The following is a 19161-nucleotide window of genomic DNA, read 5'->3' as shown; positions in this document are numbered from 1 at the left end:
CACATTCAGATAACAACAGGCCCGCGACAACACAGCACGCGGGCCAGTGCCGGAGGCAAACATGGCGCAAACATCGGAAGCGCGCACCGACAGTCCGCTGTTGGAAGTGCGTGATCTGAGTATTTCCTTCGCCCGGCCCGGTGGCGAAACGTCGATCACTCGCAACGTGTCGTTCGATGTGAACGCCGGCGAACGGGTCGGCGTGGTCGGCGAAAGCGGTTGCGGCAAGACCGTCACAGGCCTCGCCCTGCTGGGTCTGCTGCCACGCCGTACCGCCCGGATTCGCGGGCGGATTCTGTTTCAGGGCCGGGATTTGCTGACCATGCCGGCGCGGGAGTTCAGGCGCCTGCGCGGCCGTGACATCAGCATGATCTTCCAGGAACCGATGAGCGCCCTGGATCCGGTGTTCACGGTCGGCGAGCAACTCACAGAGACACTGCGCAGCCACGAAAAAGTCAGCCGCGCGGAGGCCCGCGAGCGGGCCATCGCCGCTCTGGAGGAGGTGGGCATTCCGTCTCCCCACACTCGCATCGACGAGTACCCCTATCAGTTTTCCGGCGGCATGCGGCAACGGGTGATGATCGCCATGGCGCTGATCTGCCGGCCGAAGCTGGTTATCGCCGACGAACCCACCACCGCCCTGGACGTCACCGTGCAGGCGCAGATCATCGATCTGCTGCGCTCGCTCAGCGACAGCCACGGCACCGCCCTGCTGTTCATCACCCACGATCTTGGCGTGGTGGCGGAAACCTGTTCCCGGCTGCTGACCATGTACGCCGGCGAGGTGGTGGAAAATGCGCCGGTGGACGATGTCTTGCTGCGCCCGGGCCATCCTTACTCCTCGGGCCTGCTGCGCTCCCTGCCCGGGCTGAGCGAGCGCGGCAGCCGCCTGCCTTCGATTCCCGGCCGGGTGCCGGCGCCGGATCAGATGCCGGCGGGCTGTCGCTTCCAACAGCGCTGTCCCCACGCCGCGCCTTTATGTGAACAGCATCCGGAGCTGGAGCCGTTCCAGGGCCCCCGCGAAGTGCGCTGCTGGCGCAAGGACGAACTGACGCTGACGGGAGCGGTATGAATATGAACGCATTGGCTTCCAATCCCATCGACAACCGTGACGATACCGTCTCGGTGGACGACCTGGTGATTCATTTCCACACTCGCGCCGGCACCGTGAAGGCGGTGGACGGTGTCAGCTTCGATATTCGCCCCGGGGAAACCTTCGGCATTATCGGCGAATCCGGTTCCGGCAAAACCACCCTGGGCCGGGCCCTGGCCGGTTTGCTCAAAGCCACTGACGGTCACATCCGCTATCAGGGCCGGGAACCGGCGGCCCTGTCCAAGGCCGAGCAGCGCCAGATCCGCCGGGATTACCAGATTATTTTTCAGGACCCGCATGCCGCGCTGAATCCGCGCATGACCATTCTGCAATCGGTGATGGAACCGATGGAGATCCTGCGCGACGGCGACGCCCGTCAGCGCCAGCGGGTCGCCAAGGAAGCGCTGGAACGGGTAGGCCTGCCGGCGGAAATCGGCAGGCGTTATCCGCACGAACTGTCCGGCGGCCAGAAGCAACGGGTGAACATCGCCCGCACTCTGACCCTGAAGCCCCGCTTCATTGTTTGCGACGAAGTGGTGGCGGCACTGGACGTGTCCATTCGCGGCTCGGTGCTGAATCTGTTCGCCGATCTGCAGAAAGAACTGGGCATCACCTATGCCTTCATTACCCACGACATCTCGGTGGTGTCCCACGTCAGCGATCGCGTTGGCGTGTTGTATCTGGGCCGCTTGATGGAAGTGGGCCCGGCGGCGGCGGTCACCGAAAAACCCATTCACCCCTACACCCAGGCACTGTTGTCGGCGGAGCCTCTGCCACTGCCCAGCGACCAGCGCGACCAACGCCGCGCCATCCGCCTGCAAGGGGAAATTCCCAGTCCGTTGGCGCCACCCTCCGGATGCCGCTTCCGCACCCGCTGTCCGGCGGCGCAGGCCCGCTGCGCCGAGCAGGAGCCGGCCTGGCGGGAAGTCGCCCCCGAACACTGGGTGGCCTGTCATTTCGCCGATAGCGAAGGCGGTCCGCTGGACCGGGAGCAATCCATTCAGCACAACAACAACAGGTAGGGCATCATGAACCATCACGACAACCATTATCACAACGACGACGACGATCTGATCATCAACGGCGTGCCCATGGGACGCCGTGCTTTTCTCGGTATGCTGTCCGGCGCGGTGGCAGCCGGCACCCTGATGTCGCCCTCATGGAGTTGGGCACAGGCAGGAGGACAAGCCACTCTGACCGTGAGCGCACCGGCCAACCCTTCCAGCCTGGACCCCGCCACCGGCGGCTCCGGCTCCGATCATGTGTTGCTGTTCCCGATGTACGACACTCTGGTCAACTGGAATCCGGCCACTCTCAGCGCCACCCCTGGATTGGCGCAAAAATGGTCCTTCCCGGACCCCAAAACCCTCGTGCTGGAACTGCGCCCGGGCGTGACCTTCCATGACGGCACGCCGTTCAATGCCGAAGCGGTGAAAACCAATATCGACCGCAGCCGTACCGCCGAGTTTTCCAACATCCGCCAGGATCTGAGCTCCGTGGATCACGTCGAGGTCAGCGGCGAGCATGTGGTGACCCTGCATCTGAAGAACCCGGACAGCGCCCTGCCGCTGATTCTTTCCGACCGGGCCGGCATGATGGTCAGCCCCAAGGCTCTGGCCGACAACAACAACCGGGTGGACCGCAATCCGGTGGGCGCCGGTTTCATGCGCTTCCAGAAGTGGGACGACGGCAGTGAAGTGGCGATGACCCGTTACGCCGACTACAACGGCCCCAACAAACTCGCGGTGGGCGCCATCAGCTTCAAGATCATCACCGACAGCGCCACCCGCCTGCGCTCGGTGATGTCCGGCCAGGCCCAGATGGCCTACCACCTGGACGGCCGGCAGAAACAGATGATCGAGCGACTGCCCACCCTGCAGGGCTTCGCCGATCCCACCATCTACTGCTATCAGTTCTACATGAACATGGCGCGCAAGCCTCTGGATGACGTACGGGTGCGGCAGGCGATCAACTACGCTGTGGATCGCGAGACCTTCGTCCGCGTCGCCATGGCTGGTGCCGGCGAACCAGCCTATATGAACCTGCCGAAAAGCCATTGGGCCTATGATCCGGAAACCGCCAAGCTCTATTCCCATGATCCGGACAAGGCACGGGCGCTGCTCAAGGAAGCCGGCCACGCCGACGGCATCGAGCTGGACCTGCGCGGCTACAACGATCAGTCCTCGGTACAAATGCAGGAAGTGCTGATGGAGCAATTCTCCAAGGTCGGCATCCGTGGCCGCTTCCGTACCGGCACCATCGCAGATATGTCCGCCGCTTACTTTGGCCAGGAAAAAGCCGGCCATATGCTGCTGTCCGCCTGGACCGGCCGCCCCGATCCCAGCCTGAGCTACAGCCTGCTCTATAGCGGCACCTCCTACTTCAACGCCGGCCAGGTCAAGCCGCCGGAAGGTTTCGACCAGGCGTTGCTGGACTCACGCAGTAGCGATGACCAGAGCCAGCGGCAGCAGGCCCTGGCCCGGGTACAGCGTATCGTCATGGAGAACGCCCTGGTGGTGCCGCTGGCGTTCCGTCAGAGCATCGTTGCCACCACCGCTCAGGTGCAGGGGTTCGAAAACAACCTGCTGGGCAAACCCAAGTTCAACAACGTTTCCCTGAAAGCCTGACGTCCGTAACGCGCCCTCCGGGGCGCGTTGCCGGGCGGGAGTTGTTCCCATGGTCACTCGTGTAAAACAACGGATGGTGATATCGCGCCTGCTGCAGGCGCTGCCTATCCTGGTGCTGGCCACCTTTATTGTGTTCTGCCTGATGCAGTTGATCCCCGGTGACGTGGCCGTCACTCTGGCCGGCGAAAATGCCTCGGTGGAACGGATCGCCGAGATTCGTCAGGCCTATGGTCTGGATCAGCCGTTCTTCGTGCAATACGGCCAATGGTTGTGGCAAGCCGCCAGCGGCGATCTTGGCACGGCGCTGCTGTCTGGTGAGCCGGTGGCGCAAACCATTGCCCGGACCTTCCCCAACACTCTGCTGGTGGCCGTATACGCTACCCTGCTGTCGATAGTGATCGGCGTACCACTGGGCATACTCGCCGCCACCCGCTCCGGTTCCAAACTGGATGGCGGCATCATGGGCGCCGCCTCGCTCGGCGTGGCCCTGCCCAATTTCTGGTTCGGCATGATCCTGGTGCTGTTCTTCGCGCTGACCCTGCGCTGGTTCCCGGCCACCGGCTTCGTTTCTCCGTTTGAGGACTTTAGCCAGGCGCTGTGGTACGCCACTCTGCCGGCCCTGGCCTTGTGCACCAATGGCATCGCCGAGGTGGCGCGACAGCTCCGCAGCTCCCTGGTGGAAATCCAGTCCTCCCAACATGTACGCACCCTGCACGCCAAGGGTTTGAGCCCGGCGCGTATCCTCTGGCTGCACGGTTTGAAGAACGTCAGCGTCAATCTGCTCACCGTGGTCGGGCTGCTGTTCAACAAAATCCTCGCCGCCACCGTGGTGGTGGAAGCGGTGTTCGCCATCCCCGGCATCGGCAGCAGCATCGTCAACGCGGTACTGCAGGGTGATTTCCCGGTGGTGCAGGGCGCGGTACTGGCCATGGTGGTCACCGTCATCGTGGTCAACCTGTTGACCGACCTGCTGTGCACTCTTCTTGACCCGAGGATTAACGCATCATGACCAATCTGACGCTATCCGAAGCGGAACCTTTGTCGCACTGGGAAGAGCCGGCGTTGCCAGTTCGCCTGCTGCGCTGGCTGCGTCGCGATCCCCGCGCCGCCATCAGCCTCGGTATTCTGGTGATCATTCTTGGCGCCGCTTTGCTGGCGCCGTGGATCGCCCCCTATTCACCCACGGATCAGAACGACGAACTGATACTGGCCGGTCCCAGCGCCGCGCACTGGCTCGGCACCGACGACCTCGGCCGTGATGTGTTAAGCCGTCTGATCCATGGTGGCGCCAATTCTCTCTATGCGGCGCTCCTGGCGGTTTCCGTGGCGCTGGCTATCGGCCTGCCGCTGGGACTGATCGCCGGCTTCACCGGCGGCTGGGTGGATTCCGCCATCAGTCGCCTGGTCGATACCTTCCTGTCCTTCCCGGCCATCATCCTGGCCGTGGCGGTGACCGGCGCCATGGGAATTGGCCTGACCAACGCCATGTTTTCCGTGGGACTGGTGTTCGCGCCGCAGATAGCCCGCCTGATTCGCGCCCGCACCCTGGTGGTACGACAGGAACTTTATGTCGACGCCGCCCGCTGCTTCGGCGCCTCGCCGGCACGGCTGCTGATCAAACACGTACTGCCCAATGCGGTACAGCCGGTGATCGTGCAGAGCACCCTACTGCTGGCCGTGGCCCTGCTGGCCGAAGCGAGCCTGAGTTTTCTTGGCCTCGGCGTGCAGCTGCCCGAGGTGAGTTGGGGCTCGATGATCGCCCGTGGCTACCTGTACATGTCCATCGTGCCTGAGCAAATGTACGCCCCCGGGGTATTGATCATGATCACCGCGGTGGCCTTCAACGCCCTCGGCGAGTCCCTGCGATCGGCCCTCGACCCAACCACCCAGGGCCACGGATAACCCCTTTTTATGGCCGCCGTCCATGACGGCCACCCATAGGGCCGTCGCTGAAGCGACGTTGAAAATGGCTCCCGGCCATTTTTTAGCGCCCCGCCGTCAGAGGCAGGTCGGGGCGCTCTTTGTATTGATCGAGGCCGATGAGGCCGATAAGGAGAGCAAGCAGATGTCCAGCCAGACCCAAGCCGAATTCAATCCGGTAGCGGTCCCCGGTTCCGCCTGGGCCGGGGAAACCGTGGAGTACCTGCGCGGTGAAAAGCCATTGCATGAATACCTGCAACAGCACGCCGAGGAGGTGCCCGATCGCCGCGCCTACATCTATTACGGCACCGAACTGACCTGGGGAGAGATTGGTGACAAGGTACGGCGCCTTGCCGCCTACCTGAGCCAGCAAGGCGTCGGCAAAGGTGACCGGGTAGCGCTGTACATGCAGAACTGTCCGCAATACATCATTGCGCACTACGCGGTACAAAGCCTGGGCGGCATCGTGACACCGGTGAACCCGCAGTACAAAGCGGCGGAAATTGCCTACCAGTTGAGCAACGCCGAGGTTTGCGCTCTGATCGCCGCGCGCAATCTGTACCCGAACGTGGCGCAGGCACGGGATCAGGTCCCGACCCTGAACACCATCCTGACCGTCGCCTATGGCGATTACCTGCCGACGGAGCCCACCCTGGAAATTCCCGGCGAACTGCTGGACGAACCGGACCAGGCACCGGCGGATACCGTGGACCTGAGCCAGGTACTGCGTGACACCGCGCCGCTGGCCGAACTGCCGCCCGCCGATCTGTGGAACGGCATCGGCCTGATGACCTTCACCTCCGGCACCACCGGCCGCCCCAAGGGCGCCATGCTCAGCTACGGCAGCAGCCTGTTCAAAATGGCGGCGTCATTCCAGGCCAACCGCCTGAAGGCGGATGGCATTGGTCTGGCCATCGCGCCGCTGTGCCATATCGCCGGCATGAACATGGGCGTGTACATGCCGGTATACGCCCGACGCACCACCGTGATCCTGGCACGCTTCGATCCGGAAACCACCGCCAAGGCATTGCACCAATACCGTTGCGACATGTGGTACTCCATCGCGCCGATGAATCGGGCACTGCTGGACATGCCCAACATCCGCGACTACGACCTGAGCAGCCTGATCAATAACCCGGCCACCAGCTTCGGCATGCCGGTGACGGAAAAACTGGCCGAGGAATGGAAGGCGCTGACCGGCTGTCAGATGCACGAAGCCTCCTATGGCCTGAGCGAAACCCACACTTCCGACACCTTCATGCCCAAGGATCGCATCAAGTGGGGCAGTTGCGGTGTACCGGTGGCGGGCAACGAGATCCGCATTCTCGATATGGAAAGCAAAGTGCCACTGGGGCCCACCCAGAGCGGCGAGATCGTGGTGCGCAACCCGGCGGTGTTCAAAGGCTACTGGAAGCGGGACGAAGCCACCGCGGAGACGCTGCGTGACGGCTGGGTGCACACCGGCGATGTCGGTTACCTGGACGAGGACGGTTACCTGTTCTTCACCGGCCGGGTGAAGGAAATGATCAAGTGCTCGGGCTACAGCGTGTTCCCCGAGGATGTGGAAGCGCTGATGCAGGACCACCCCGCCATCGCCCAGAGCGCCGCCATCGGTATCCCCGATGACAAACGCGGCGAGACGGTAAAACTGTTCGTGGTGCTCAAACCCGACCACAAGGGCAAGGTCAGCGAGCAGGACCTGATCGACTGGGCCAGGGAGCACATGGCGGCGTACAAGTACCCGCGCCACATTGCCTTTATCGACAGTCTGCCGGCCACCCCCGCCGGCAAGGTACTGCGCCGTCTACTGAAGGATTAAGAGCCTGTTCACGGTGGCCGCCGTCATGCGGCGGTCACCGTTTCGTCACGCCATTGTCATCGCCGTTCTGTACACCCCAAGGGCGACCAAAATGACAACTGGAGACGATTCATGGCGACTTGGCGACTTCTGGCCACCACCACGGTACTGGCTGCCGCCCTCAGTGCCTGTGGGGGAGACAGTGACAACAACGACAACCCGGGACCGGTGGATCCGCCGGTAATCACCCCGGAAAGCATCAGCCTGCAACTGCTGGGCCGCTACAGCAGCCAGGAATTCGGCGTCAGCGCGGCGGAAATCACCGCCTATCATGCCGGCACCAAGCGAGCCTTCGTGGTCAACGCACAGAAAGGCGCGGTGGATGTGCTGGATCTGAGCGATCCGGCCAACCCGGTTCACGCCGACACCCTGACCACCGAAAACATTGGCGAGGGCACCGTGGTCAACAGCGTCGCCGTGCATGGCGATCTGGTGGCTCTGGCGGTGGAGGCCCCCACCAAGACCGATCCTGGCCATCTGGCGCTGTATGACGCCAATACTTTCGACCTGATCTCCACCACATCGGTTGGCGCTCAACCGGACATGGTGACCTTCACTCCGAACGGCCGGTACGTTCTGCTCGCCAACGAAGGCGAACCCAGCGATGACTACAGCGTGGATCCGGAAGGCTCCATCAGTGTCGTGGACATCACCGACCCGGCCAGCCCGCAGGAAAACACCGCGGATTTCACCGGCTTTGATGACCGCAAGGACGAGCTATTGGCCGCCGGCGTGCGCATCTACGGCCCCGGCGCCTCCGTGGCCATGGACCTGGAACCGGAATACATCGCGGTTTCCACCGACAGCGGCAAGGCCTGGGTCACCCTGCAGGAAAACAACGCTCTGGCGATTGTCGACATCGCCGACGCCAAGGTCACCAACATTGTAGCGCTGGGCGCCAAGGACCATGGTGAAGACGGCAACGGGCTCGACGTCTCCGATGACGACGGCGCCATCAACATCACCACCTGGCCCGGTGTCAAAGGTCTGTACCTGCCGGATGCCATCGCCGCCTACCCATCCGGTGGCGCCACCTATCTGGTCACCGCCAACGAAGGTGACGCCCGCGCCTGGGGCGAAGACAACGCCGCCTACTTCGGCACCGAGGACGCCGCGCCCTGCGACGGCGACGTCACCCAGGGCTTCGTCGAGGAATGGCGCGTCAAACATCTGGTGCACGCCAACGGCTTCGATCGCCGCTGCGGCGACGACCTGCCGGCCCACCTGCGCGCCCTGGCCGCTGGAGCACTGCTCAATCCGGAAACCTTCAGCTACTGCGGCGCCACCGCCGGCGACCCGGGCACCTGCCGTGACGATGAAAAACTCGGCCGTCTCAACATCACCTGGACCGAAGGCTATCGCACCGACGAGGCTGGCAACCCGGTGATGTTCAACGACCAGGGTCTGGAAGACGCCAACGGCGACCGCCTCATGTACGACAACCTGTACGCCTTTGGCGGCCGCTCGTTCTCCATCTGGGACGAACAAGGCGCTCTGGTATGGGATTCCGGCGACGCCATCGAACAGTTCCTGGCCGGCGAGGAGTGCATGCTGGGCAGCAATCGCGATATTCCGTGCAAGGACTTCTTCAACAGCAATCACGACGAAGGCAACGCCCTGGAAAGCCGCAGTGACAACAAAGGGCCGGAGCCGGAAGGTCTGACCATCGGCCAGATCGGCGAAAAGCACTTCCTGTTCCTGGGCCTGGAGCGCATGGGCGGCATTCTGGTGTATGACATCACCGACCCCGCCGCGCCGATCTTCCAGGACTATCTGAACACCCGTGAAGACTGGACAACCGAAGACCCTTCCACGGTGGAAGCCGGCGATCTGGGCCCGGAAGGTCTGGCATTCATCCCCGCGGATCAGTCTCCCAATGAAGAGGCGCTGCTAATCGTGGGCAACGAAGTCAGCGGCACCACCGCCATCTACCGGGTAGAGTCCAAGCTGGCGGACTAATACCCGATCCTGCCCAGGGCGGCGGCCGGTTACCACCGGCGCCGCCCCCTATTTTTACTCCCGCATTTCATTAATATCGTATTATTTACTTGTCCGCGCACGCTCCTGACTCATCTTTTAGCCCCAACCGGGTTGCATAATACCCCCAAGAAAGTCAATCATTCTGACCAATGACCCTCAGCCAATCGAGACAGTGAGTCGATGATGACAGAGAGCCTTTCCCCCGAAGATCTGGACGCCACCCTGGAGACCCTCCATTTCGCCTTTCGCGGCCTGGTCGCGGAACCCGACGCCATCCTCAAGACCTATGGCCTGTCCCGTATCCATCACCGTCTGCTGTTCTTTATCAACCGCTACAACGACCTCAGCGTCAATGAGCTAGTGGAAGCCATGCGCCTCACCAAGCAGGCCATTCACAAACCTCTGAAGACTCTGGCCGAGCAGGGTTACGTGGACGTGCGCCGGGACGACAACGACAAACGCATCAAGCGCCTGTCCCTGACCGAGCAAGGCAAGGCCCTGCAGGCCCATCTCACCGGCATCCAGCACCAGTTGTTAAGAGAGTCCTTCGCCGAGACCGGCGATGATCACGAAGGCTGGCGCCGTGTCATGGAGGCCATGGCACGGCGATTGGGCGGCTGAGTCTGAAAAAAAGGGCGCCATCTGGCGCCCTGAAAATGAGGGTAGTTACTTTTATGGTTATCTCTGGTTATACAACCACTCGTCCCGTCCCAAGGCGCGGTTGTTAATACGGATCTCAGCGATATCGCCGGCGAACAGATTGCTGGGGTTGCCCTGCCAGCTGTTCACGCCGATGGACCAGGGCTGGCCCGGCTCCACCAGCAGACCCTGTTGCTCATCGACACCGGTGCGCATGACCAGGGAGCCGTCCACATACATCTGCACCCGCTCACCGTCATTTACCAACGCGATGTGATACCAGTACCCGTTGCTCACTTCCCAGGACCAGTTGTCCTGGCCCTTGCCGTTCTGGGAGGTACTCACCCACTGGAACTCTTTCAGGGAAGAGACATTCAGGCCCAGGGAAGCGTCGCTGCCTGAGCAGGAAACCGAGTGATAGTTACACACCTGGGTAATGCCCGGTTGGTGGTTGAGGATACCGGACCACTGATTGTTCTCGGGAGTCCAGTCTCCAGGCAGACGGACGATGGCTTCGATGGTGTACTGGGGCAGGAAGCCCTGCTCGCCAGCTGCACTCTGCTCGAAGGTCAGGCCCGGGCCGTCGGTGGTCAGGTAATAGCCTCCGATTTCGTTGCGCCCCATGAAGCGGGCGCTGCCGGTGGCGTAGCCGAACGCGGGCGCGTCCGCGGTGACCTGGAAGAAGTCGGAGAGTGCACCTTGCGGATCGTTACCTTCCGAATCGTTATAGGGCACCAGCGTCATGGTGTTGCCGTTACCGGACGCATCCATGAACTTCACGCTGTTGTCGGTGGCGGTGATCTGGTGCTCCGAATCCAGAATCCAGTAGGCCTGAGTGCCCTCGATGCTGCCCGGCGCCACGATCCCCTCGCCCTGGTTCAGATCGGCGAAGCGCTGCTCAAAATCCATCGGCACGCTGAATTCCCAGCGCGACAATTCGTCCTGGGGCTGACGGCTGGCTTCGTCGATGGCCGCCACCCAGGGGGAGTAGGACATGAAATCCAGTTCGTCGTTGGTGAGGTCGAACGTCACCAGTTGCATCATGCCATTACCGCCCCAGAAGCCGGATTGGTAATCCACCACCACCATGACCACGTCACGGCCGTAGTCGTTCTTGCCCACCATCATGGCTTCGCCGTGGTGGTGGCCGTTGAAAGTCAGGAAAATCTGATCGTGGCTGCGAATCAGCTGCTCCCACAAAAGCGCGCCATGCTCGGTGAAAATGGCGGTTTCGCCATCACCGGCGATGTTAAGCAACTGGTGCGTGGTCAGAATGGTGGGGACATCCGGATGCGCGTCCAGCACACCACGGGCCCACTCCAGCGACTGATCGGATACACGCCAGTCCAGGGCCAGCACCAGATACTCACGCCCTTCGGCTTCGAAGATGTGATAACTGTTGAAGCCAGTATTGTCCGCACCCTGAAAGGTGGAGAAGTTGCCGGCCTGGCGGGCCGCGGAGAAGTACCGCGGGAAAGGTTCGGCGGCCAGATCCCGGTCCGCGTCCCACTGCCCGCTGTTCAGCACATCGTGGTTGCCAGCGAGGATGCTGTACGGTGTTTCCGGATTGACGTCGAGAATCTGCATGGCTTCCATCGCCGCCGCCCATTCGGAATCCTCGCGGGGCAGGTCGACCACGTCCCCCAGATGCAGAGTGAAGGGAATGTTGTATTCCTGGTAATTGTCCGCGATCCACTGCGTCTGGGCGATGTAACGTTCCGGAGAATAACGGGAATACTTCTGGGTATCCGGGATCACCGCCACGGTGAAGTTCTGGCCGGTTTCCCCACCGTCATCACCGCCACCGTCTCCATCACCACCATTGTCGCCGTTCCCGCTATCCGGTGGCGTAGGCTCACCTCCGGAATGGCCGCTACTGTCGCCGCCACAGGCGGTCAGAAACAAAGACAAAAGAATAACGAGCCAGGTGGCACGCCACCCGACGGGTCTCAACGCATTCATCAGCAAGCTCCGCAATCACGATAAGGACAGGGCGCGTACTTTAGAAAACGGAGGTGACCAAGCAGTGACGATGAAATGTCATTTCAATAACAGAAGTGCCAATACCGACAGGTATGTCCATCGGTATTGGCGATCAGGCGGGCGATGATCAGGCGGTGGCTTCCTGTTTATCGAAGGTCTTTTTGTACAGGGAGCGTTTTGGTTTTTCCATTACCCGCCGCAGCATCGGCTCGAAGAACGACAAAGGCAGGGTTTCCGCTTCCGGATCGAAGGCGGCACCGTCGTATTTCGCGCAAAACTCCACGGTACGTTCGAAGCACGGATGGTCCCGGAACTGGTCACGCAGGTTGCGATCCAGCCCCAGATGATGGAAGAAATAGTAGCCCTGGAAAATGGCATGGTGTTTCACCATCCAGTGATTTTCTTCGCTGACGAACGGCTCCAGCAGGGAGGCGGCAATGTCGGCGTGGTTGTACGGACCAAGGGTGTCGCCAATATCATGCAGCAGCGCGCACACCACATACTCCTCATCCTTGCCGTCCTGATGAGCCAGAGTGGCGGTCTGCAGGCAATGGGTGAGACGGTCCACCGGGAAGCCGCCGCAATCGCCTTCCAGCAGACGCAGGTGTTCGATCACCCGGTCCGGCAGTTCCCGGGCGAAACCGCCAAAGGCATCGGAAATGATCTGCCAGTCTTCGGCCTTGCCGTCTTCCATGTGAGTGAAGCCGGCTCTGAGTTCGTCGTGCTGACCTTGCATGATGTGGTTCTCCCGAACCCCGGCGCGGGGGGCCACCGATGACACGGCCCGGAGAGCGGGTCGCGGTGGCGGCGGGCTGGCGCGACGGGTCATTGTTGAACGTTATTGGGTATCGGTCCGCGCCACGGTGGGCGCCAAACAATGGAACCGTGGGTTCAGTCTAGGTCCGGGGGCGGCGACAAACTGTCAATTTCTTTACACTTGGGAGATGACAAAAGAAGAGGCGGAAAGAATGGCAAGAGAGCGACGGGGAAACGACCATGAGTGACCGGGCCCTGGCCATTCTGCGCAGCTGTTCCTTACTCTCCGGATTACCCGAATCGGCCTTGCGGGAAGCCGCCACGGCGGCCCGCATCCGGCCGTTCCGGACCGGCCAGGTGCTGTACGAGCGGGGTGAGGTGCAATCGACCCTGTCGGTGGTGGGCACCGGTAATGTGCGGATCAGTTCCACCAATCCCGAGGGGCGCGAAGTCATCCTGACCCTGTTCCAGGCCGGCGCCTGGTTCGGCGACACCGTGTTCTCACCGGGTATGCCCCGGGTGTTCGGCGCCACCGCCCACAGCGATGGCGAACTGCTGGAAATCCCCGGCCAGGATTATCGGGCCCTGCTGAGCCGCTATCCAGAGGCCTATCCCCGTACTCTGGATATGCTCAGCCGTCGTCTGTGGTCGGCCATTTCCGTGATCGAGGACAACGCTCTGCGCGATATGCCGGGCCGGCTTGGCCGGCGCCTGTTGTTTCTGGCGGAAACCCTGGACGGCCACGCCCTCACCGAGCCGGTGACCTTCAAGCTGACCCGGGAGCATATCGCCAGCATGCTGGGCATGAGCCGCCAGGGCGTGCACGGGGTGCTCAAGCAGCTGGAGAGGGAAGGGCTGGTCCGGTTTGGCTACGGCACCGTTACCCTGCCCGATCCCCAGGCCCTGCGGCATTACCTGGATGGGCACTAGTGTGACTTTCTGATTAGACACAGTTAACACTTTAGTATTAATCGTGATAGCATTTCGCCACCAAATCATTATTGGCGGAACACGGAATAAAGAACCGCCACGGACATTCAAGGACGGCTTGCTGTGGGGCACCGCCGTTGTTTTCCGATTTCTTGCCTGACCTGACCTTGCCCGTCCTGCCTCCAGGCTGGACCGAAATCACGCCACCGGACTGGTTGGCGGCGCCGCTGGCGGTGGTGGTGGTGATCAGCGCGCTGCTGTGGAGCGGACGCATCCGTCAGACCGTGGTGGTGAATTTCCTGGTGCTGGGGCTGATGTTGCCGGCGTTGAATCTGTGCCTGTTCGGCATGGCCTTTCATCTCAGCCACGACTCTATGACCCAACAGCTTATAGAGCTGCTGCCACCCTGGCTGAGCTGAAAGCCCGCGCTACTGGTCGGCCTCCGGCGCGGCCGGCTCATCACTCGGAGCCAGAATCCGCCGCAGGAAGGCCAATTGCTCCCGCAGACTGCGCTCCTGGTGTTCGCCCTGATAGATGTCGAAGTGTCCGATGGAATAGCGGCGCACCGTCGCGTCCGGCATCCGGGCGATCGCCCGGTCCGCGTCCCGCGCCGGCGCCACCGTGTCCTCATCGCAGACCAGCACCAACGCCGGGCATTGCATCCGGTCGGCCACGGTCACCGGGCGAAACAGCGGCAGGCTGAACGCGATCCGCGCCGCCACCTGGTTGGGAACACCGTCCGCCAGCAAGGCGGTGTAACCCTGATAAGCGTCTTCGCTGCTCATCGCCGCCACCTCACCAGGTTGGCCGGCGCTGGCCACATAGTACGGCGCCAACCCCGCCGCACCGCGCACCGCGTCCAGAGCCCCCAGGGCGGTAAGTTTCAACCCCTGCATAAGCCCCGCGTAGCGGATCACTTCCAGCACCGCGTTGAAGCCGTCCATCATCGGGCACTGGCTGATGATGCCGGCCACCCGTTCACGGGCCGCCACCGCGGTGACCAGACCGCCGGAAAACGACGTTCCCCACAGGACGATGCGATCCGAATCCACCTGCGCAAGGCCCCGCACGGTGTGCAATGCCGCTTGCCAGTCCGCCACCTGACGGGCCGGTGACAACAGTTGCCGGGGCATGCCTTCACTGTCGCCGAAATGGCGGTAATCGAACCAGAACACCGCGTAACCGGCGGCCAGGAAGGCGTCCCGGAACGGCGCCAGCCCGCACTCCCGGGTCAAGCCGAAGCCGTGGGCCATGATCAGGGTGGCGAAGGGCCCATCCCCTTCCGGCAGGAACAGATCACCGCAGCAGGACTGACCGGCGCTGACGAATCGGATGGCTTCGCTCTGACTCATGGTTACTCCAGGGCGGGGGCGATGAACCGCCAGCTGTCCACCGCCTGGCCGAGCACCAGAAAGTGGGGATTGAGAATATCCGGTTTATTGTAGACCAACGGCTGAAAGGCGGTGTTCACCACCACGCCGCCGGCGGCGGACACCACGGCATGGGCGGCGGCGGTGTCCCATTCGCTGGTGGGCGCCAGACGCGGATAGAGGTCCGCCTTGCCTTCCGCCACCAGGCACAGTTTCAGCGAGGAGCCCATGGAGGTGCGTTCCACTTCGCCGACTTCCTCGCGAATGAAGGTCTCCAGTTTCTCCACCGCTTCGCCGCCATGGCTGCGGCTGGCCACCATCACCACCGGCGTGGTGCGTTCACGGCATTGAATGGCACTGCGTTCGCCGTTTTCCTCCTTGAAGGCGCCGACGCCGCGCCCGCCCAGGTACAGCACACCGGTGACCGGCACATAGACCACGCCCAGCACCGGCGTGTCGCCTTCGATCAGCGCGATGTTCACGGTGAACTCACCATTACGCTTGATGAACTCCTTGGTCCCGTCCAGCGGGTCCACCAGCCAGAACCGCGGCCAGTCCTTGCGGGTGGCGTAGTCGATGCCCCCGGATTCCTCGGAGTACACCGGAATCTCCGGCGTCAGCGTCTCAAGGCCGGCGACAATGATGTCGTGGGCGGCTTTATCCGCCTCGGTGATCGGCGATTTGTCGTCTTTGGTTTCCACGCCCAGATCATCCCGCTCATACACTGTCAGAATGGCGCTGCCCGCATCACGGGCGATCTTGGAGAGGGAGTCCAGCAGGGCATTAAAGTCAGTCATTACGGCTTTCCGTCTTGCGTTGGTCAAGAATGGCGTTGGTCAAGAATGCGTTGCGTCATATACAGCGCGGCGATGACCCGCGCTTCGGTCACATCGTCCCGCTCGATCAGACGATCCAGCTCGGACAATTTCCAGGGGACCACTTCCAGCGGCTCAGGTTCATCGCCGGGCAGCGATTCCTCATAAAGTTCCTCCGCCAGCACCACACCGATATGGTGGCCCATATAGCCGGGAGACAAGGACATGCGCTTCAGGAAGGTCAGCTTGCGGGCACCGTGGCCGGCTTCTTCCTTCAACTCGCGATTGGCCGCCTCGCGCCAGTCCTCGCCGTGCTCATAGGCACCCTTGGGCAGGGTCAGCAGATATTCCTCGACGCCGGCGCCGTATTCCCGGATCAGCAACACCGTGTCCTGGTCCAACATTGGCACGCACATGACACCGGCCAAGGGCGGCGTGCACAGGCGTTCGTAGGTTCTCTCCTCGCCGTTGGAGAAACGGAGATGCATCTCTTCGATGCCGAACAGGCGGCTTTGCGCCACCAGGCGGGTATCCAGAATACGCGGCTTTTGTTCGTCCATGGGGGCTCCCGTTCAGAGGCCCCAAGCCTAACGGGATTGGACGGTGAAAGGTAGACGGGGCGCCCGGCCGGACGCCCCGGATGAGAATCAGGGCCGGCCCTGATCCGGTTGGCTGTAGTCACATACCCCTTGCGGGAAGATGGCGTTGAGTTCGGCGATCTGCTCCGCCGAAGGCGCCCAATCGCCGTAGGTGCCGTCTTGCAGAGCCGTGCTGACGGGTTTCAGCGCGCATTTGAAGACATCGCCCTGATAGGGAGCGCCGGCGACAATGCGCGACGTGGAATAGAGCGGGAATGTCTGGGTACAGGCCCCATCCGCTTGCTCATCGAGCACGCCGTTCCACACATCATCACCTCGGGCGATCAGGCTGCCATCGGTGGCGAAACAGGCATCCCGGGCACGCTCCGGCCGGCTTTGGGCCACCGACGCTTGCGGGTCGGCCAACAGATTGGCCATCCATTCATCCACTACTTCCAGTGCCAGCGCCACCTGGTCCGGCCCTTCCTCGGGACGGGCGTCGCTGAACCAGATCACCTGATTGTCCGCGTTGCCGGCGAAGTCGATCATGCGCTGGCGCACGGCGAAGGACTGGTGGGCATTGTGCATATCCAGTTCTTCCTCCAGATACGGGCGCCAGTCGATCACCGGAATGTCGATCTCACCGTGGAACACGATACCCGCGTCATAGGCGGCGCGAATCGCCTCCAGATTACCCTCGGTACGCGGCGCCGGCGTGGACGGATCCTCACTGAGGGTCATGTTGCGGCTGCTCCAGGGGTCGAACGTGCTTGGGTCCGCCAGCACGTCGTCCTGGGTACCCAGGAATGGAAAGCCTTCCTGAACCATCTCCTTCTGCGGCTTCCAGCCGCCGACAGTGGCGTTCAGTTTGAGGAACTCCTCGGCGGAGATATGGCCGTCCAACAAGGATTGCAGACCGTACTGCACGCCGACGTTGTCGAACAGGCGACGGGGGTAGCCCTCACCGTCCATCCCGTACACGTTGCGCAGATCGTCGTAATGGCTCCAGTTCACCGAATCCATGATCCCCGGTGGCTGCATCTGCTCCTGGTTGCGGGCCTCGCCGTAATGCGGGTTCATGGTCAGCGGCGTCAGTCCGCGCCAGGACTCCACGCACTCGGTGGATCCCGGCGCGGTGCCGTACCCCAGTTGCGTTTTGGCTCCGGCCAATGGATCGGGTACCTCATCAGTGGCGTTCAGCCCCACCAACCAGGTGCGATTCTTGGTGGTATGCCATTTGTCATTGTCACGGTCGGTGGCGTCCATGAAGTACTCGAGCAACTCACAGTCGCCGATGTGAATGGTCTGGGTAACCATGTCCGGATAGCTTTGCACCGGGATCGCCGCGTCGATCAGACCGGGGTGGTTCTGCCCGTACACGTACTGCTGGATAGCGCCGCCGGAGGCACCCAGGCCAACGGTATAGAGCGGCTGGCCGTACAGCTCGACAAAGCGCTCCTTGACCATCAAGGCGGTCTCGCCGCCCACCTGCACGTTGTAGTGTTCGGACATGCGGGTGCCGGTGGAATAGATGATGGCGTAGCCCTTGCCCAGGACATCCGGCTGCAATGCCCGACGGTTGACGTCCATGCGCCCCTGAGTGTGGCCGATACCGACACCGCCCTGGAAGCGGTACATGAGCCGCCCGTTCCAAAGGCCGGTGTCCAGCGAATCCGCTTCCTCCCCGGCTTCCGCCAGCATGGCGATGGAATAGAGAAAACGGTTGATGGTGCCGCGTTCCCAGCGCACCACGAAGTCCACCTCGCGGCCGTCCAGCAGCGTGGTGGTGGCGATGTCCGCCGGCCGGGAGCCGTCCTCGGGCATCGGCTTGTAGCTGCCGTCGGTGCCACGATAGACATATTCCACGAACGGCTCCAGGCCACAGTCCCGGCTCAGGCCGATCTGCTGCCCGCCCTCGTCGTAAACAGGGAAGCCTTCGTCGCCGTCGGTATCCACCAGCGGCTGCTTGCCGAACTCGGATACCGTGGTGCACACGAACGGATACTGATGCGGCCCGGAGAACATGGGGCCTTCCTGCGGGTGGTTGGTGAGCGTGAGCGTGGCCAGGGCGCCACCTTCCGAGTCGCTCACGGTCAGCTCGTTGTCGCCCACAGCCAGGCCGGAGATCACGCCTTCCAGACCTTCCTCTTTCTCTGACAGGCTATCGGCGGTCACCGGCTCGCCATTCAGAGTCAGGGTCGCCCCCTCCGGCGCCCCCTCGATACGAATCCGCGCATCACCACCGCTAACCCACTGCGGGTCGCTGGACAGCACGCTCAGGGATACTTCCGGGGCACTGCCGTGGGAACTCGAACTGCCCCCACAAGCACTCAGCGTCAGGGCCGTGCCAACCAGCAAGGCGCCGGCCAGCCCCTGCTTCCATCGTTTACTGTCTGACCCTTTATGGTCCGACCCTCTATAGTCCGACAACGCGTGTGCGCCCGATCCTGTCACGGACATCATGTCTCTCCTCGATGTTGTTGTTATCGGCTTCGAAGGTAGGCATGGCGGCGGCGCCAAAACAGACACAGTTCCATCAAAATTGCTGACACAGTACGGCCATCGGCAATTACCGGTTAAGGCAACGGAACTGTTTCAGCGAAATGGCGGCA

At 62.4% G+C, this 19161-nt stretch carries 16 protein-coding genes; 10 read left to right on the top strand and 6 right to left on the bottom strand.

The window, feature by feature from the left end:
• Positions 1–61 precede the first annotated feature (61 nt).
• The 8 genes from MA04_RS13565 (at position 62) to MA04_RS13530 (ending at position 10099) form a co-directional block, all read left to right on the top strand.
• Positions 62–1072, top strand: a complete 1011-nt coding sequence (locus tag MA04_RS13565) for an ABC transporter ATP-binding protein (protein WP_163122936.1) — start codon at positions 62–64, stop codon at positions 1070–1072.
• 2 nt (positions 1073–1074) lie between these two features.
• On the top strand, positions 1075–2115 hold the full coding sequence (locus MA04_RS13560; protein ID WP_262460968.1) for an ABC transporter ATP-binding protein: 1041 nt from the start codon (positions 1075–1077) through the stop codon (positions 2113–2115).
• Positions 2116–2121: 6 nt separating this feature from the next.
• Positions 2122–3720, top strand: a complete 1599-nt coding sequence (locus tag MA04_RS13555; RefSeq protein ID WP_262460966.1) for an ABC transporter substrate-binding protein — start codon at positions 2122–2124, stop codon at positions 3718–3720.
• Positions 3721–3769: 49 nt separating this feature from the next.
• Positions 3770–4729: an ABC transporter permease gene (locus MA04_RS13550; protein ID WP_014992929.1), complete on the top strand. Its 960-nt coding sequence runs from the start codon at positions 3770–3772 to the stop codon at positions 4727–4729.
• The gene (locus tag MA04_RS13545; RefSeq protein ID WP_262460964.1) at positions 4726–5622 is read left to right on the top strand and encodes an ABC transporter permease; all 897 of its coding nucleotides are present in this window, start codon (positions 4726–4728) and stop codon (positions 5620–5622) included. The genes MA04_RS13550 and MA04_RS13545 overlap by 4 nt, the downstream gene beginning before the upstream one ends.
• Before the next feature lie 163 nt (positions 5623–5785).
• Positions 5786–7459 (top strand): class I adenylate-forming enzyme family protein, encoded by a 1674-nt coding sequence (locus MA04_RS13540; protein WP_262460962.1) that lies wholly within the window; start codon positions 5786–5788, stop codon positions 7457–7459.
• 111 nt (positions 7460–7570) lie between these two features.
• Positions 7571–9457: a choice-of-anchor I family protein gene (locus MA04_RS13535; protein WP_262460961.1), complete on the top strand. Its 1887-nt coding sequence runs from the start codon at positions 7571–7573 to the stop codon at positions 9455–9457.
• Between the two features lie 201 nt (positions 9458–9658).
• The gene (locus MA04_RS13530; RefSeq protein WP_163122920.1) at positions 9659–10099 is read left to right on the top strand and encodes a MarR family winged helix-turn-helix transcriptional regulator; all 441 of its coding nucleotides are present in this window, start codon (positions 9659–9661) and stop codon (positions 10097–10099) included.
• A gap of 57 nt (positions 10100–10156) precedes the next feature.
• On the opposite strand, the gene MA04_RS13525 is transcribed toward MA04_RS13530, so the two are convergent.
• Both MA04_RS13525 and MA04_RS13520 read right to left on the bottom strand, forming a co-directional pair.
• Positions 10157–12079: a LamG-like jellyroll fold domain-containing protein gene (locus tag MA04_RS13525; protein ID WP_262460958.1), complete on the bottom strand. Its 1923-nt coding sequence runs from the start codon at positions 12077–12079 to the stop codon at positions 10157–10159.
• 148 nt (positions 12080–12227) lie between these two features.
• Positions 12228–12836: an HD domain-containing protein gene (locus MA04_RS13520; protein WP_163122914.1), complete on the bottom strand. Its 609-nt coding sequence runs from the start codon at positions 12834–12836 to the stop codon at positions 12228–12230.
• A 260-nt stretch (positions 12837–13096) separates the two neighbouring features.
• Here MA04_RS13520 and MA04_RS13515 point away from each other — a divergent pair, with 260 nt between their 5' ends.
• Together MA04_RS13515 and MA04_RS13510 are read left to right on the top strand one after the other, a co-directional pair.
• Positions 13097–13786 carry a Crp/Fnr family transcriptional regulator gene (locus MA04_RS13515; protein ID WP_014992920.1) on the top strand — a complete coding sequence of 230 codons (690 nt, stop codon included), beginning with the start codon at positions 13097–13099 and terminating at the stop codon, positions 13784–13786.
• Between the two features lie 137 nt (positions 13787–13923).
• A complete protein-coding gene (locus MA04_RS13510; protein ID WP_014992919.1) occupies positions 13924–14205 on the top strand; it encodes a hypothetical protein in 282 nt (93 codons plus the stop codon).
• A 9-nt stretch (positions 14206–14214) separates the two neighbouring features.
• On the opposite strand, the gene MA04_RS13505 is transcribed toward MA04_RS13510, so the two are convergent.
• The 4 genes from MA04_RS13505 to MA04_RS13490 all read right to left on the bottom strand — a co-directional run bounded on the left by MA04_RS13505 (position 14215) and on the right by MA04_RS13490 (position 19012).
• Entirely contained in the window at positions 14215–15138 is a 924-nt protein-coding gene (locus MA04_RS13505) for an alpha/beta hydrolase (protein ID WP_262460955.1), read from the bottom strand.
• A gap of 2 nt (positions 15139–15140) precedes the next feature.
• Positions 15141–15953: a 3'(2'),5'-bisphosphate nucleotidase CysQ gene (gene cysQ / locus MA04_RS13500; protein WP_262460953.1), complete on the bottom strand. Its 813-nt coding sequence runs from the start codon at positions 15951–15953 to the stop codon at positions 15141–15143.
• A 23-nt stretch (positions 15954–15976) separates the two neighbouring features.
• The gene (gene nudE, locus MA04_RS13495; RefSeq protein WP_262460952.1) at positions 15977–16531 is read right to left on the bottom strand and encodes an ADP compounds hydrolase NudE; all 555 of its coding nucleotides are present in this window, start codon (positions 16529–16531) and stop codon (positions 15977–15979) included.
• An 87-nt stretch (positions 16532–16618) separates the two neighbouring features.
• Positions 16619–19012 (bottom strand): DUF6351 family protein, encoded by a 2394-nt coding sequence (locus tag MA04_RS13490; protein WP_262460950.1) that lies wholly within the window; start codon positions 19010–19012, stop codon positions 16619–16621.
• Positions 19013–19161: the final 149 nt, after the last annotated feature.

Source organism: Alloalcanivorax balearicus MACL04 (assembly GCF_025532145.1).
Classification (GTDB): Bacteria; Pseudomonadota; Gammaproteobacteria; order Pseudomonadales; family Alcanivoracaceae; genus Alloalcanivorax; species Alloalcanivorax balearicus.
Note: the sequence above shows the minus strand (reverse complement) of the source record. Positions and strands in the feature narration are given on the sequence as shown.